We start from the raw sequence: 16,092 nt of genomic DNA on the forward strand, positions 1-16,092 counted from the left end.
GGCATTGGATGACCGTTCTCGATCCCGCCACCATCGCATCCCTGCGGCGGGAAGAGCCCGCGCGGCTTTCCCGCCATCGCATTCCGCGTACCGGCGCCGCGCAACGTATCCGCATCACACCGAAGCAGCTCGCCGGCGGGATGCTGCCGCGACCGCTGCGCCGTGCGATCGGCCCTGTTGCGGTGGTGCTGCTTTGGCATGGCGCATCTGTGGCGGGCGTGCTACCGCCGGAGGTGCTCGCCGGGCCGATAGCGGTGATGGCCAGCGCGGGCAGGCTGCTGGCGAGCGGTGAGTTGCAGCAGGCGATCCTGACGTCACTCGGCCGGACCGCTGCTGGACTTGCGATCGGAGGGGGCGTCGCTGTCGTGCTGGCGATCCTCGCAGGCCTGTTCCGCCTTGGCGAGGATCTAATCGATTCCACCGTGCAGATGTTGCGCACGCTTCCGATCGTCGCGCTGATCCCGCTGCTGATCATCTGGTTCGGTATCGGCGAGCCGCCGAAGATCGCTCTGATCGCACTCGCCACCGCCTTTCCGCTCTATCTCAATGTCTATGCGGGTATCCGCAATGTCGATCAGAAGCTGATCGAGGTCGCCCAGACGCTCGGGCTCAGCCGTGCCGGCCTGGTGTGGAATGTGGTGTTGCCGGGAGCGCTTCCCAATGCGCTGGTCGGGCTGCGCCATGCGCTCGGCGTCGCTTGGCTCGCGCTGATCTTCGGCGAGCAGATCAATGCCAATGCCGGCATCGGCTATCTGATGAATACAGCACGTGAGTTGTTTCAAACCGACATCATCGTGGTCTGCCTCGTGGTCTATGCGCTGCTCGGCCTGATCGTCGATGCGGTCGTGCGTCTTCTTGAAAGGGTGCTGTTGTCATGGCGGCCGTCCTTCACCGGAGCCTGAGCGGTGATGCCGCTGCAGCGGCATCTTCGTCTGTCGTCAGTGTGCGCGGCTTGACGCGCCGCTTTGGCGATCGTGCCGTGATCGACAATCTGGACCTGGAGATCGCGTCCGGCGAGTTCGTCGCCCTGATCGGCGCCAGCGGATGCGGCAAGTCGACACTGCTGCGCGTGCTGGCCGATCTCGATGCCGATATCGAAGGCGAGGTCGTCGTGCCCATCCGGCGCGCGGTGTCGTTTCAGGAGCCGCGGCTGATCCCGTGGAAATCGGTGTGGAGGAATGTCGTGCTTGGTTTGCCGGGTTCGGCCGACCGGGCGCGGGCGGATGCCGCGCTCGACGAGGTTGGCCTTCGCCACCGGGCCGACGTGTGGCCGAGGGTGCTGTCCGGCGGGGAGGCCCAGCGCGCATCGCTCGCACGGGCGCTGGTGCGCAATCCCGACCTGCTGCTGCTCGACGAGCCGTTCGGTGCGCTCGACGCGCTGACCCGCATCAACGCCCAGGCGCTCGTCGCCGAGCTGTGGCGCCGGCACGGTTATGCAGTGCTGCTCGTGACACACGACGTCGAGGAGGCGCTGCTGCTCGCCGACCGCGTGCTGATGATGCGGGCCGGAGTCATCGCCCATCAGTTGAATGTCGATCTGCCGCGCCCACGCGATGTCGGTGCTCCAGCCTTCGTCGCCCTGCGTCACCGGCTTCTCGCCTGGCTCGGCGTCGAGGTGCGAGAGTCGGCCGGCGTGCCAGCCTGAGGCATAAGGTTCATGGTTTCATTCACTCCCGAGCCTGTTTCGCTGGAAGCCGACGTCCTGATCGTCGGCGGCGGCATGGCGGGAGCCTGGGCGGCGACGGCGGCTGCGAAGGCGGGGGCCGTCGTTATTCTCGTGGACAAGGGCTATTGCGGGACCAGCGGGGTGACCGCCGCGGCGGGGCCGGGGCACTGGTGGGTGCCGCCCGACCCCCCCGAAGCGCGGGATGCGGTCGTCCGCGGTCGCGTTGCCGCGGGCCTCGGGCTTGGCGAAGCGGAGTGGATGCACCGCATTCTCGATGAGACCTGGCGGACGCTGCCGACGTTGGCGCCGCACTATCGTTTCGGCGTCGACGACAACGGGCGCACCAACTATCGCGCGGTGCGCGGGCCAGAGTACATGCGGGCCTTGCGCCAGTTGGCGCTGGCACACGGGGTGACCATCCTCGATCATTCGCCTGTGCTCGAGCTGCTCGCCCGGGACGATGGATCGATCGGCGGTGTGCGGGGACTGCGCCGTCAGGATGGCGGCAGGGCGTATCAGATCGATGCCGGCGCTGTCGTGCTGGCGGCCGGCGGGACGAGCTTTCTGTCCCACCTGCTGGGATCCTGGACCAACACAGGTGACGGTTACCTGTTGGCGGCCGAGGCCGGGGCGGAGATGTCCGGCATGGAGTTCACTGCCGCCTATACGATCGCGCCGGCCCATTCCACCATGACGCGGAGCATGGCCTATTCCTTCGCGACCTATTACGACGCCGACGGGCGTGAACTGGACCTGCCTTTCGCGCCGGATCAGACTCTGCGTCTCGCCCGCGCGCTGCAGCGGGGACCGGTCTACTGCTCGCTGCACCGCCTGCCGGACGACGTGAAGGCGCGCCTTCATACGATTTCGCCCAATGTGCCGCTGGTGTTCGACCGCTGGCGCATCGATCCTTATCGCGATCGTTTCGAGGTGACGCTGCACAACGACGGCACCATTCGCGGCATCGGCGGGGTTCGCGTGATCGGCACGGACTGCGCAACGTCGGTGCCCGGTCTCTTCGTGGCAGGCGACAATGCGTCTCGTGAGAAGGTCGCGGGCGCCATTTCCGGGGGCGGCAACGTCAATTCGGCCTGGGCGTTGTCATCGGGCATTTTTGCGGGCGAGGCGGCGGCCCGCCTTGCGCGGCGGACACATGGCCGCAAGTCCCGCCTGCGGCCGCTCGGTGAGGCCGGTCTGCGGCCGCGTGGGCAGGAGAAGAGCGTCGATCTTGCTGATATCCGCACGGCCGTCCGTGCCGAAATGCATCCCTTTGACAAGGGGCTGTTCCGCACGGCAGCCCGGCTGAACGCTTCGCGCCACGCGCTCGACGAATTGTGGCGCGAGCTGACCGACCATGCCGCGGCCGGCAACGCGGCCCTGCGCGAAGCCGCTGCATTGGTCGCGACTGCCCGCTGGTCGGTGGCCACGGCGATCCACCGCGCCGAGAGCCGGGGAATGCATCGCCGCGAGGATCATCCGGACCAGGATCGGGATCTCGCCGTTCGTCTTCTCGCACGCGGCTTCGATCGTATCCAGGTGGCCATCGACGGCCCAGCCACGGCAGCCGGCCTTGGCCGCACAGTGGAAACCGCATCATGATCGAACTCATCGTTGCCGACCGCTGCACCAATTGCGGCGCGTGCGTCGAGGTATGCCCGACCAACGTGCTCGACCCGGCGCCAGCCGGGCCTCCGCTCCTGGCGCGTGTCGACGACTGCCAGACCTGCTTCATGTGTGAGCTCTATTGTACGGCGGACGCGATCTATGTCGCACCCGACTGCGATCGCCGTGTCACTGTCACGTCCGCGGAGGTCGTCGCTTCGGGACACCTCGGCCAGTATCGCCAGCACTCCGGCTGGGACGAGTGGGGCGATCGGTTTCCCAACAATCAATGGCTGATGGAGGTCGTGTTCCGCCGCGCCGGCGAGGCTGCATTGGCAAAGGAGACTGCACGATGACGACGACGCCCGGCAGGATCGGTCATTTCTTTGAGCGGCGGCAGATTCTGAAAGCTGGTGCCGGATTGGCCCTGCTGCCGTTTGCGGGAGCCGCTGTGGCGGGTGAGGGAAGGCGTGGTGGCACGCTGACCATCGCTAATCTGGGCGAGCCGCGGACGCTGGTGCCGTTGCTCGACACCAACACCCAGACGCGCAATATCAGCACCAAGGTCGTGGAAGGCCTGCTGACCTACGACGCACAGTTCACGCCCCGGCCGCTGCTGGCGACGGCGTGGAAGGTCAGCCCGGATGGCCTCGAGTACGCTTTCACGCTGCGGTCCGGGGTGAAATGGCATGACGGCGCCGACTTCACCGCCGCGGACGTGGCGTTCTCGCTTCGCGCCCTGCAGAAGGTCGGGCCGCGGGGGCGGATCAGCTTCGCCAACATCGAGCGGATCGAGACGCCGGACGCGCTGACCGTCGTGGTGCGGCTGTCCAGGCCGACGCCCTATTTCCTGAAGGCGCTGTCGGCGGCGGAATCGCCCATCGTCGCCCGCCACACCTATCCAACCGGCGACCTCGATAGCAGTCCGAACAACAATGCGCCCATCGGGACGGGGCCCTTCGTCTTCGAGGAGTGGAAGCGCGGCAGCCACATCAGCCTGCGGCGCAACCCGAGCTATTGGCGGCCGGATCGTCCCTATCTCGATCGGGTGGTGGTCAAGTTCATCGCCGACCCGGCGTCGGCCTCCGTGGCCCTCGAGACGGGTGAGGCTGATGTCAGCGGCAGCATCTCGCTGCCGGACCTCGCGAGGTTGACGCAGAACGGCAAGCTGCGCCTTCTGTCGCAGCGTGATGCCTATCTCAACAACGCCGAAGTTCTGGAATTCAACCTGGACAATCCCTATCTCGCCAATCGCGCCGTGCGCCATGCGATCGCGCATGCCATCGATCGCGACTTCATTCGCAAGTGGATCTACTACGGCGAGGCCGATCCCATTCGCTCCCCGATCCCGCAGGTGCTGCCCGACTATGTCGAGCCGTCGGCCTTCGACTTCCCTTTCAACATCGATCAGGCCAACCGCCTGCTCGACGAAGCGGGCATCAGGCGCGGCAGCGGCGGCATCCGCTTCGCCGTCAAGTTGACCTTCATTCCAGGCGCCGCGTTCAAGGCCACGGCCGATTACCTGCGGTCCGCACTTGCGCGCATCGCAATCCGGGTCGATGTCGTGGAGGGGGATCTCGGTCTCTTTATCAAGCGAGTCTATTACGACCACGATTTCGATCTGAACATCAATGGTCTCGGCCTGCTGTTCGATCCGACTGTGGGCGTCCAGCGCATCTACTGGTCCGACGGCATCAAGAATCCGCTGCCCTATGTCAATGCGGCGCACTACAACAATCCGCAGGTCGATGACCTGTTTCGCCAGGCCGGTATTGAAAGCGACGAAGGACGCCGGGCGAAGCAGTTCCGGGATATCCAGAAGATCGTTAGCGAGGATCTGCCGGCGCTGCCGCTGGTGGCGCTGCGGACGACGGTGGTCAGCAACGCGCGTGTGCACGACCTCTACAACAGCGTCGACCTGACCGCCGGCGACTTTTCCGATGTCTGGCTGGAGTGATCAGGCTCGGCGGTGAATCACGATCGGTGAGGCGACGGAAGCTGCGTCCTGCAGCGCGATACGCTCGAATTGCCGGGACGCCGCCGCGGGAGCCGCGAGGAAGCCGCTGATGGTTCGGAACAGGGCGTGATTTCGTCGGGCCAGGCCCCGGCGACAACGGCGGCGGCCTCTTCTATTCCGCTCAGCCTCGTCGTCGTGCCAGAGGCCGCGGACGAATATCATCCTCCGGCGGCAGGTCGGCCTGCCGCTGGATGCGCATTTTCAGGCTGGCATCGACCGACGCCAACTGGCAGCGCGAGCCGCCGGCCGATTTGGCGACATAGAGCGCGGCATCCGCCGCCGCCAGCAGATCTTCCGCTTCGCCGCCGCGTTCCGGAGCCATGGCGATGCCGATGCTGACGCCGATGTTGATCAGCGTGCCGAGGCCGATTTCATACTTCGCGCCGATGGCATCGATCAGCCTTTGCGCGAGCGCCGCCGCTTCGTCCGCAGTCAAGACCGTGGACATCGCGACGAACTCGTCACCGCCGAAGCGCGCCGGAAGATCTCCTTCCCGCAGGACGTGCCGTATGCGCTCGGCGACCGTTTCGAGCAGCCGGTCTCCAGCCGCATGTCCATGCGTGTCGTTGACCGTCTTGAAGCCGTCGAGATCAAGATACAGGACGGCAAAGGTGTCGTCGTGGCTATCGGGCTTCGCCAGGCGTTTCCTGAGGGCGCTGACCAGTTCGGCGCGATTGGCAAGACCGGTCAGCGGATCGTGGCGCGCGTGATAGTCCTTCTCACGCTCGGCACGCATTGTCGCGATCAGCATCTTGTTGAGCCTGAAGCACGCCATGGTCATGGCGGTGAGGTGCAGCGGGATCTGCAGCGCCACGATGAACATCAGCGGTTCGCCGGCGATCAGGGCGCCGATCAGTGCCGGGCCCATGCTGAACACGATCATCGTGGCAGAGAGGCGGGGGGCGCTGAAGTTGCGGAAGCAGATGCCGCCGACCATGGAGCCGGCGGAGAGGCAGGCCAGCGTCGCGACCACCCAGTCGCCCGACGCGAGGCTGGCGACGACGCCGTAGCCGACGCCGCCACTCCAGGCAACGGAGAGCACGATGTTCAGATCGGTCGGTGTCTGCCGGTGCATCAGCGCCCTGCGGCGCGCGATGAGCAATACGATGAGCCGTGCCGTGCAGATCGTGACCTCGAGGATGAGCCAGGTGATCAGCGGCACTGTCGGGGCGTGAATTGCGATCACCGTCGCGACGGCCAGCGTGTTGAGCACGCCCCCGGCGAAGACCGACAACGAACCGTACAGATTGCCGATCAGATCGATCCGGATGCCCTCCGGAACGTCATGTCCGCATTCTGCGAGCCATCGCGTGATGCGCCAGCGTGGCAGGCTGTAATTTCGCGTTTCAGGTCCCATGTGGCTTCTCCTATCGGAGCAAGCTATTTCAACAATTAATGACCGCAGGAAAGCGCGAGGTCGCCGCATGCACGGTTAACAAAAGCCTCAAGACGCAGCAGATGAGCGCCGGCCGGCGCGGTCAGCCGGTCGGGGCGGGGCTGGAGGCGCGTGGTGGTGGTGTCGGACAGCGTTTGGCGATGGCAGTCCTGAAATTGACTGCATTGCGTTAGCCGAATGTTTCCCATGTCGGCTCGGTGCGAGGACTTTCTTTCAGAAAGATCGCCGGCTCGCTGCACGCGCGGATGAATGGGGCCGGGAGAGGGCTGCGGCAAGCAGGGCGCCAGCCGCAGCCGATGGCGATCAGTGGCCGCCGCCCGTCGAGGTGATGTTGGGCTTGCCGGTCAGCACGACGGCGACCGCGGCCAGCAGCAGGACGAAAGCGATGACCGCGAAGGTATCGCTGAAGCCAAGCACCAGGGCCTGGCGTTTCACGGCATTCCCCAGGGCAATGATCGCCTGGTGGTGCGCCGCATCCAGGTCGGTGACGCCATGCGCACGGAAGTAGTCGGTCAGTTGCCCGATCCGGGTGCGCACCTCCTCGCGATTGAGGTTGACCGACTGGCCGATGATATTGGAGTGGAACTGCTCCCGCTTGGTGACGATGGTGGCGAGCACGGCGGTGCCGATGGCGCCGCCGAGGTTCCGCATCATGTTGGAGATGCCGGAGGCGGCGGCGGCGTCCTGCGGCGCGACGCTGCCGAGCGTCAGGGCGCTGAGCGGCGCGAGCAGCAATGCCTGCCCGACCGCCCGGATGATGTTGGGCAGCCACAGCTGGTCGCCGGCATAGTCGATGGACATCGCGGTGTTGGCGAACGCGCTGTAGGCGAACAGCAGCGTTCCGACGAGGGCGATATGACGGGCATCGAACCGCTGCATCAGCTTCGGCACGAACGGGATCAGGATCAGCTGCGGCAAGCCGGTCCACGCGAGGACCGTGCCGATCTGCTCGGCATTGTAGTGCTGGACCTGGCCGAGGTAGGCGGGCAGGAGATAAACCGAGCCGAACAGCGCGAAGCCGACGAACACCGCTGCGAGGGTGCCCATCCCGAAGCTGCGCCGGGTCAGCAGGCGCAGCTTCAGCAGCGGCTTGTCGATGCGCAGCTCGACCGCGACGAACAGCGTCAGGCTGACCACGGCGATCACCGCAAGCTTGACGATGAATGGAGAGCCGAACCAGTCGTCCTTGTTGCCCTCCTCGAGCACGGCCTGGAGCGCGGACAGGCCGATTGCCATGGTCAGGATACCCAGCCAGTCGCCCTCGCGCAGCAGGCCGAGGCGCATCGGTTCGCGCTCGAGCGTGGCATAGAGGGTCGCGACCATGATCGCGGTGGGGATGACGTTGACGAAGAAGATGGTCTGCCAGCCATAATTTTCGGTGAGGTAGCCGCCGATCGTCGGGCCGATCGCCGGTGCGAACGTCACGGCAAGGGAGAACATCGCGAGCCCGATCGGTTGCTGCGGCTTGGGCAGCCTGGTGAAGACCAGCGTGAAGGCCATCGGGATCAGGACGCCGCCGAAGAAGCCCTGCAGGCCGCGCAGTGCGATCATGGAGGGAAGGTCGGTCGCGAACGCGCAGGCCACCGAGAACACCGCGAACAGGGTGGCGTGGGCGAGAATGATGTTGCGGAACGAGAACACCCGGCTCAGATAGTCGGTGAGCGGGATGACGACGATCTCGCCGATCAGGTAGGACGTCGAGATCCACGAGCCGTTGTCGACGCCGGTGCCGATGCCGCCCTCGATGTCGAGAAGCGAGGCATTGGTGATCTGGATGTTGAGGATCGCCATGAATGCGCCGATCATCGCGGCCATCACGGAAATCCACACGGCGGCGGGCGCGCGACTGGCGGGCGAGGCGGTGGCATGAGCCCCGGACGGCGACGCGACGCTGGAAACAGTCACGTCCGACATGACATCACCTCTTCGAATCGAGCGATGCGTCGCTGGAGCGGATGGTGTCCGCGAGCGCAATTCTGGCCTGGGGCAGGGTATCGATGGTCGGGATCACCGACATGCCCGGCCGCAGTGCGATCGATGCGCCGCGATCGAGCGTGATCTTCACGGGGATGCGCTGCACCACCTTGGTGAAATTGCCGGTGGCGTTGTCGGGCGGCAGCAGCGCGAACTCCTGGCCGCTCGCGGGCGCGAGGCTGTCGACGTGGCCATGCACGCGCTGCCCCGGGAACATGTCGATGGCGATGTCGACACGCTGGCCGGCGTGCACGTTGGTCAGCTGCGTCTCCTTGAAGTTGGCGACGACATAGGCCGAAGCCGTTGGCACCAGCGACATCAACTGCGTGCCGGCCTGCACGAACTGGCCGGGGCGAAGGGTCCGGTTTCCGACCACGCCATCGATCGGCGCAACGATCACAGTATAGCCGAGGTTGAGTTCGGCTTGGCGTTCGATCGCGGCCGCGCGCGTCGCGCTCGCTTCGGCTTGGGCGATTTCCGCTTTCGACAGCTCGAGCTGGCGTTGCGCCGAAGCCAGGTTGGCGGTGTCCCGGGCGATGACGGCGGAGGCGCCGGCGGCACGCGACTGCGCCTGCTGAGCGTTCTGGACGCTGCCGAAGCCGGTTTTGGCGAGATCGCTGTAGCGCTTGTTCTCCTGACTGGCGAAGACCTCGCTCGCCATGTCGACATCGAGCGTCGCTTTCGCCGCGGCGATGACCGCCTGCTGGACGTCGAGCTGGGCACGTTTACTCGTCACGGCCGCCGCCGCGGCAACCACGTCGGCCCTGGCCTGATCGAGGGCCACCTTGAAGTCGCGATCGTCGATGCGTGCAAGCACCTGGCCGGCGGTAATGGGCTGGTTGTCACCGACCAGCACCTCGCTGATGTATCCGGAGACCTTCGGGGCGACCGTGGTGTTGTCGGCCTTCACATAGGCGTCGTCGGTCGAAACCAGAAAGCGGCCGGTCGTCCAGTAGTCCAAACCGTACCAGGCGCCGCCGGCCAACAGCGTCGCGGCCGCGGTTGCCATCAACAGGGGGCGCAACCGCGCCCGGCGCCCGGTCGGGGCGGCGGCCACCGGTCCTGGCTGCGGCGCCGCGGTGCGGTCGAGTGTGGGGCGCAATTCCCTGACATTGCCGGCGACCGGCGTTTCGGCTTGAAGGGCTTCCAGTGGTTGGGTCATGGCGGCCTCCGTATGAGCGAACTCTTTGGCGTTTCTGCCGTTTTCGCCGCCGCCTGATGACGGCGGGCTATTTAGGAAACTCGATATTTTCCAAAATAAGCCTGTTCCTGCCGCAGTCAATGGAATGATAGTCATCATTTAAACGCATGGCTCGCCGGACGCGCGAAGCGGGAGGTGCCGCGAGCCGTGGTGCCGCCTTGCCGCGGGCCTGTTGCTGGGGGCCTAGTCGCCCCGATCGCCCGCCGCCAGCTTCCCAAACAGCCGTTTCATAGCGTTGACCTTGGTGAGGTAGGCCGTGACGAGATGATCGCCGCAGCGCTCGCCGGTTGCCGGCTGGAAGCCGCGACGCATGAAAGCTCGGGCCGGCCCGGCGCCGCACAGATGGATGAGGGCGGCGAGATCCTGTTTCTGCTGCGGACTTGCCGATCTGTTGGGCGTGGAGGTGAGAACGCCGCTGACGTTGCGGTCCAGGTACACCGCCGCGAGCTCGGTGGCATGACCTGGCAGCGTGCGGATATAGAGGCGGTTGAACCAGCAGTCGGCGGCTACGACGGTGTGCCGGCGGATGCAGTAGTGGCTCGCCTCGGCGAAAGCCGGGTCGGTCATCTGATACAGGCCGACGGCGCTCGAGGCGGGCTTGTATATGGCGAAAGGATTCCAGGTCAGGCGCCAGCGCCAATAAGTGTGCGCCACCGGGCTGCCGGTGCTCTCGGTTTGCGCCAGTGCAGCCAGCAGTTCGGGAGTGATGGTATCGGTGGAATAGGCGCGAAAGTGCGCTCCATACAGCCGCCAGGTTTCAGCCGGCTCCTTGTCGAGTGCGGTGCCGACGAAGACAAGCAACTCGCTCGGCTTGCGGGCCACCTGGTACAGGAGGTTGGCCAGCGGGACGAATGCGAGGATGGCCGCCGCGATGACGGCGATCCGCACCGCTGTCGGCGCCGTGGCTCGTGTTTGCCGGATCCAGCGCAGGCCTGGCCAGCCGCGGACGGAACGAAGGCCCGTGAACCTGTGCCGCCGGATGCGCCTTTTGCGGGGGATGGGCTTTGCGGCGGGGACCGGGGACACGAGATGGTAAGCCTGCTGAAGGGGGGCATGCGGCCGGACGCTGCTGCGGCTCGGATGGGCCGGGAGCACGTCCCCTGGACGGCGGTTCCCTTCCGCGACCGTGGGACTGTGAACGCGGACGATCCTAGGGTCTAAAGATTGCCAGTATCCTGACGGGCTCCGAAATGAACGGAATAGAAGTCAGGGCCGGTTTCTAGCGAGGGCGAGGGGGCCTGAATTCACCGGGGCTCTTGCCGGTCCATCTGCGGAACGCGTGCCTGAAATTGGTGACGTCCGAAAATCCCAGCGAAAATGCAATGTCCTCGTTGGTCATCGCCGTTTCGCGCAGGTACTTCATGGCGACCTGGGATCTCATGTCGTCGAGCAACTCGCGAAACGACGTGTCCTGCCGTTGCAGTTGCCGGCGCAGGGTCCGCGTCGTGGTGCCGAGCGTCTCGGCGATCGCCTCGAGGGTGGGGGGATGGGCGATGTTCTGCAGCAGCAGCGTTCTGACCTTTCCGGCGACGCCGATCCGGAGCGACAGGTCGCTGATCAGGTCGTTGCAGAGGGCCTCGACGGCGGCATAGGTCGTGCGGTTGCCGAACTGCGGCCTGGCGTCCAGCCAGCTGCGGTCGAACGACATGCCATTTGCAGGGCCGCCAAAACGGACAGGGCAGCCGACGAGGTCTTCGGTGATCGAGAAGTCGTCGGGTTTTCGGTAGGCGAGCCTGATCTCCGATGGCGTGAACGACGAGCCCATGACATCGCGGTGAAGCGAGATGAAGATGCCGATCTGCAGCTCGACAAGAAAGCGGTACAGCCGCGCATCGGTGGCCTCGTGCACGATCGGATCGAAAGTCCAGCCGGCATCGCTGTCCGTTTCCGAGAACGTTATTCTGCCGAGCGGCGCGGCGAGGGCGTGATAGCCGGACGCAAATTGCATCGTCCGGCGGAAGTCGGTGCTGCAGAGGATGGCATAGCCGTACATGCCATAGGTCGAGACATGAATGCTCGATCCGATGACATACGGCAGATGTGGATCCTTCGAGAGGCGGAGGGCGGTCCGGCAGGCTTGCAGCAGCTGGGTGATGGAGACGAGGGTGCCTGGGGCGTGCAGCGCTTCGATGGAGACGCCGATGTCCCGCAACGCCTCGCGATGTAAAATTCCCTGACCGGCCAGCACATCGACGATCGCCGACAGCTTTGTCGCGTCATAGAGCCTATCGGTGGGACCGGGGCTGTTCATCGTGCTATCGGAGCAGCCGAGCCGTCGTCCGACAGCGGTGCCGAACATTGTCTGGAGCGCGGGCCGCAAGGGGCTGTGGCCAGTCATGTCCGCAGTGGAATGCCATCTCGTCGCCTCACGATGCGCAATGGTCGGCGCAGGAGGGGAACTCAATTCGAAAGCCTTGTAAAGCGGCAAGCACGCGGGCGTCGGCTTGCCCGTCGCGGGCATACGCGCGTGCGGAGATTTTTTGTCACAGCAAGGAAGCTCCCGGTGCTGCGATGCGGTAGGCAGAAACGGACCAACAGATGCGAGCGGCTGCGGATTTCGCTTGAACTCTTGAGCCGACGTTGATGATAATTGCGTTCCCACTTTCGATGGTTTGAGCGAACGAGTCTTCTTCCGGGTAAGGCGTCCAAAGCGTCGGGAGATCTCAATGACCAGTGCGTCAACCACTCCGAGGGATCCGAGCCCATATATGCCGCCAGCCGTCAATGGTGATTTCTACGGAATCGCCAATGTCCTGACAGCAGACGAGCGCGCGATCCTGATACGCGTCCGCAACTTCGCCGAACGGGTTGTTGCGCCGATCATCGAGGAATACTGGGCTCGCGACAAATTTCCGTTTGAGATCGTTCCTCACCTTGCCGAGCTTGGAATCGGCGGCGTGGGATATCAGGGCTACGGTTGTGCGGGCGGCAGCATGCTGCTGAACGGCTTCATCTGCATGGAGCTGGCGCGCATCGATTCATCGATCGCGACATTCTATGGCGTTCACACCGGGCTTTCGGCGGGCTCGATCTATCTGTGCGGCGACGAGGCGCAGAAGCAGCGCTGGCTGCCTGCCATGATGCGGTTCGAGGCGATCGGGTCGTTCGGACTGACCGAGCCTGATGTAGGCTCGGCGACGTCCGGCGGCATGATGACGACCTGCCGGCGCGACGGGGACAGCTGGATCCTCAACGGCCAGAAGAAATGGATCGGGAATTCGACCTTTGCCGACCTCAACGTCATCTGGGCGCGGGACGAGGCGTCGGGCCAGGTCAAGGGCTTCGTTGTCGAGAAGGGAAATCCCGGCTTCTCGGTCAAGAAGATCGAGAACAAGATGGCGTTGCGGGTGGTGCAGAACGGCCTGATCACGTTGTCGGATTGTCGCGTCCCCGAGCGTGATCGCTTGCAGCTCGCCAATACGTTCAAGGATACCGCCAAGGTGCTGAAGATGACGCGCACCGGCGTCGCCTGGTTCGCTGTCGGCTGTCAGATGGGGGCCTATGAGCATGCCCTGCGCTATGCCCAGCGGCGCCGCCAATTCGGCCGTCCGATCGGCGGATTTCAGCTGGTGCAGGACCTGCTGGTGCGGATGCTGGGCAATGTCACCGCAACCCAGAGCATGATGCTGCGCCTCGCGCAGCTGCAGGACCAGGGCTTGATGAACGATGAGCACGCCTCTCTGGCCAAGGCGTACTGCACGGTCAAGTGCCGCGAAACGGTTGGATACGCCAGGGAATTGTTAGGCGGAAACGGCATCCTGCTCGACGAGCATATCGGCCGCTTCGTCGCCGACGCCGAGGCGATCTACTCCTACGAGGGGACGCGGGAAATGAATACGTTGATCGTCGGCAAGGCGATCACGGGACTGAGCGCATTTGTGTAGGGCTTCGCAGCGACAATGCTGCGGATGTCCGGATTGAACCCACTTTGTGTCCGCTTTGTACCTTCACAAAGGGAGCGACGGGCGCGAGGCTCGAAACAGGAAATGACTCGATGCATTGACCTTCGACGCTTTGACCTGCGTCGGCGATAGAACAGCGCGCGAGGCGCGATGATGGGGGAGGACGCCATGGCTGCAAGACACGCCGAGGTTGCCAAGTCCGCTTACCAATACCCGCTCCTGCTCAAGCAGATCTGGCACACGCCGCTGCTGCAGGTCCCTGACCAGGAAATCGTCTACCGCGACCAGCGGCGCTATACCTATCGTGACCTCAGGGATCGCATCGGACGGCTCGCGTCGGCCCTCGCCAGGCTTGGTGTGCAGGCGGGCGATGTCGTCGGCGTTCTGGATTGGGACAGTCACCGCTTTCTGGAGGCCTTCTTCGCCGTTCCGATGATGGGCGCCGTCCTGCAGACGGTGAATGTGAGGCTTTCTCCCGAGCAGATCACCTACACCATCAATCACGCCGGTGCGACGGTGCTGCTCGTGAACGACGAGTTCGTGCCGCTGCTCGAAGGCATCAAGGCGCAGCTGCCGAAGGTGCGGACCATGGTGGTGATGTCGGATCGGCCCGCACCCGCGACCGGCTCCCTGGCATTTGCCGGCGAGTACGAGGATGTGGTGCGGGCGGCTGCCCCCGACTACGCCTTCCCGGATTTCGACGAGAACAGTCTGGCCACGACCTTCTATACCACCGGCACGACCGGCAATCCGAAGGGGGTCTACTTCAGCCACCGCCAACTGGTGCTTCACTGCCTGGCGGAGCTTGCTTTTTTCGGGATCGCCGGCAAGCAGGGCCGCTTCAGCCGCGACGACGTGTATATGCCGATCACGCCGATGTTCCACGTCCACGCGTGGGGCTTCCCGTGGACGGCGACATTGGCCGGCGTCAAGCAGGTCTATCCCGGGCGGTATGAGCCGAAGTTGCTGGTCAAGCTGATCAAGAGCGAGGGGGTCACCTTCACCCATGGCGTGCCGACGATCCTTCAGATGCTGCTGGCGGCGGCCGAGGCGGCGAAGGTCGATCTCGCCGGGCTGAAGATGGTGATCGGCGGCTCGGCCTTGCCCAAGGCGCTGGCCAAACAGGCGCTGGCCGCGGGCATCGATATCTATGCCGGCTACGGGATGTCGGAAACAGGACCCTTGTTGTGCGCCGGCCAGGTCAGGTCCAAGGACCTGAGCGGCGATCACGAGCATGAGAGTGAGATCCGGACCAAGGCGGGGCTGGCGTGTCCGCTGGTCGACCTGCGCATTGTCGATGCCAACATGCGGGACGTCCCCCATGACGGCAAGACCTCGGGTGAGATCGTCGTGCGCGCGCCGTGGTTGACCCAAGGGTATCTCAACAATCCCGATGCGTCGGAGCATTTGTGGGCAGGCGGCTATCTGCACACCAGCGATATCGGGGTCATGACGCCGGGCGGCTACATCCAGATCACTGACCGGATCAAGGACGTCATCAAGACCGGTGGTGAGTGGGTGTCGTCGCTGCAGATCGAGGATCTGATCTCGCAGCACGAGGCCATCGCCGAGGCCGCTGTCATCGGCGTCAAGGACGACCGATGGGGCGAGCGGCCTTTGGCCGTGGTGGTGAAGGAGGTCGGCGTCGCAGCGTCCGTGACCGACGCCGACATCAAGACGCATCTCAAGACGTTCGCGGATCGTGGCGTCATCTCGCGATATGGAATTCCGGAGAAGATCCTGTTTGTCGAGGGCTTGCCCAAAACCAGCGTCGGCAAGATCGACAAGAAGGTGCTGCGGGAGATGTATGGCGACATGTAGCCGCCGGCATGGATCGACGCGGCGCTGATGACAGCGGGAGGAGCACATGACGGAGCTGACCCTTGCCGGCCTTGGTGAGCATATCGGACAGGAGCTCGGCGTGTCCGATTGGGTGACGATCGATCAGGCCCGGATCGACAGTTTTGCGGCATGCACCGGTGACAACCAGTGGATCCATGTCGATGTGGAGCGGGCCAAGCGCGAGAGCCCGTTCCGCGGGCCGATTGCCCATGGCTACCTCACGCTTGCGATGGTCGCGCCGCTCGCCATGCAGATCGGAATCATTCCCAGGGATGCCGCTGCCGGCTTGAACTACGGCATCGACAAGGTCCGGTTCCTGACGCCGGTGCCGGCCGGCGCGCGGGTGCGGCTGCGCACTGTGCTGGTCGCCGTGGAGCCGAAGGACGGAGGGCAGGTGATCATGAAAACGCAGAACATTCTCGAGGTCGAGGGCGCCGAGAAGCCCGCCCTCGTCGCCGACACGCTCGCCCTCCTGATCCCGGGGAGATGACC

Annotated in this window: 13 protein-coding genes; 8 read left to right on the forward strand and 5 right to left on the reverse strand. The window is 64.9% G+C overall.

Annotation, left to right across the window (positions count from 1 at the left end):
- The first annotated feature begins 8 nt into the window (after nt 1–8).
- Genes AB4Z37_RS16765 through AB4Z37_RS16785 form a run of 5 tightly spaced genes read left to right on the forward strand, consistent with a single transcriptional unit; the run spans nt 9 to nt 5,225 of the window.
- Nucleotides 9–902 carry an ABC transporter permease gene (locus tag AB4Z37_RS16765; RefSeq protein WP_441517875.1) on the forward strand — a complete coding sequence of 298 codons (894 nt, stop codon included), beginning with the start codon at nt 9–11 and terminating at the stop codon, nt 900–902.
- Nucleotides 875–1,645: an ABC transporter ATP-binding protein gene (locus AB4Z37_RS16770; RefSeq protein ID WP_441517876.1), complete on the forward strand. Its 771-nt coding sequence runs from the start codon at nt 875–877 to the stop codon at nt 1,643–1,645. The genes AB4Z37_RS16765 and AB4Z37_RS16770 overlap by 28 nt, the downstream gene beginning before the upstream one ends.
- Nucleotides 1,646–1,657: 12 nt before the next feature.
- Nucleotides 1,658–3,265, forward strand: coding sequence for an FAD-dependent oxidoreductase (locus AB4Z37_RS16775; protein ID WP_441517877.1), 1,608 nt, complete (start codon nt 1,658–1,660; stop codon nt 3,263–3,265).
- A complete protein-coding gene (locus tag AB4Z37_RS16780) occupies nt 3,262–3,624 on the forward strand; it encodes a 4Fe-4S binding protein (RefSeq protein ID WP_441517878.1) in 363 nt (120 codons plus the stop codon). Before AB4Z37_RS16775 ends, AB4Z37_RS16780 begins: the two co-directional genes overlap by 4 nt.
- Nucleotides 3,621–5,225: an ABC transporter substrate-binding protein gene (locus AB4Z37_RS16785; protein WP_441517879.1), complete on the forward strand. Its 1,605-nt coding sequence runs from the start codon at nt 3,621–3,623 to the stop codon at nt 5,223–5,225. Before AB4Z37_RS16780 ends, AB4Z37_RS16785 begins: the two co-directional genes overlap by 4 nt.
- Nucleotides 5,226–5,406: 181 nt before the next feature.
- On the opposite strand, the gene AB4Z37_RS16790 is transcribed toward AB4Z37_RS16785, so the two are convergent.
- The 5 genes from AB4Z37_RS16790 to AB4Z37_RS16810 form a co-directional block, all read right to left on the reverse strand.
- Nucleotides 5,407–6,519, reverse strand: coding sequence for a diguanylate cyclase (locus AB4Z37_RS16790; protein WP_441517880.1), 1,113 nt, complete (start codon nt 6,517–6,519; stop codon nt 5,407–5,409).
- A gap of 465 nt (nt 6,520–6,984) precedes the next feature.
- Nucleotides 6,985–8,595 carry a DHA2 family efflux MFS transporter permease subunit gene (locus tag AB4Z37_RS16795; RefSeq protein ID WP_441517881.1) on the reverse strand — a complete coding sequence of 537 codons (1,611 nt, stop codon included), beginning with the start codon at nt 8,593–8,595 and terminating at the stop codon, nt 6,985–6,987.
- A gap of 4 nt (nt 8,596–8,599) precedes the next feature.
- Complete coding sequence (locus tag AB4Z37_RS16800; RefSeq protein ID WP_441517882.1) at nt 8,600–9,817, reverse strand: HlyD family secretion protein; 1,218 nt, start codon at nt 9,815–9,817, stop codon at nt 8,600–8,602.
- A gap of 222 nt (nt 9,818–10,039) precedes the next feature.
- A complete protein-coding gene (locus AB4Z37_RS16805) occupies nt 10,040–10,744 on the reverse strand; it encodes a lytic transglycosylase domain-containing protein (RefSeq protein ID WP_441517883.1) in 705 nt (234 codons plus the stop codon).
- A 331-nt stretch (nt 10,745–11,075) separates the two neighbouring features.
- Entirely contained in the window at nt 11,076–12,542 is a 1,467-nt protein-coding gene (locus AB4Z37_RS16810) for an AraC family transcriptional regulator (RefSeq protein ID WP_441517884.1), read from the reverse strand.
- On the opposite strand from AB4Z37_RS16810, the gene AB4Z37_RS16815 reads away from it, so the two are divergent.
- The 3 genes from AB4Z37_RS16815 to AB4Z37_RS16825 all read left to right on the forward strand — a co-directional run bounded on the left by AB4Z37_RS16815 (nt 12,523) and on the right by AB4Z37_RS16825 (nt 16,090).
- Nucleotides 12,523–13,740, forward strand: a complete 1,218-nt coding sequence (locus tag AB4Z37_RS16815; RefSeq protein ID WP_441517885.1) for an acyl-CoA dehydrogenase family protein — start codon at nt 12,523–12,525, stop codon at nt 13,738–13,740. The two genes, AB4Z37_RS16810 and AB4Z37_RS16815, sit on opposite strands and share 20 nt — an antisense overlap.
- A gap of 186 nt (nt 13,741–13,926) precedes the next feature.
- Nucleotides 13,927–15,579, forward strand: a complete 1,653-nt coding sequence (locus AB4Z37_RS16820) for a fatty acid--CoA ligase (protein ID WP_441517886.1) — start codon at nt 13,927–13,929, stop codon at nt 15,577–15,579.
- A 46-nt stretch (nt 15,580–15,625) separates the two neighbouring features.
- Nucleotides 15,626–16,090 (forward strand): MaoC family dehydratase, encoded by a 465-nt coding sequence (locus AB4Z37_RS16825; RefSeq protein ID WP_441517887.1) that lies wholly within the window; start codon nt 15,626–15,628, stop codon nt 16,088–16,090.
- The last annotated feature ends 2 nt before the right edge of the window (nt 16,091–16,092 follow it).

It is taken from the genome of Bradyrhizobium sp. 2TAF24 (assembly GCF_052115025.1).
Taxonomy (GTDB): domain Bacteria; phylum Pseudomonadota; class Alphaproteobacteria; order Rhizobiales; family Xanthobacteraceae; genus Bradyrhizobium_A.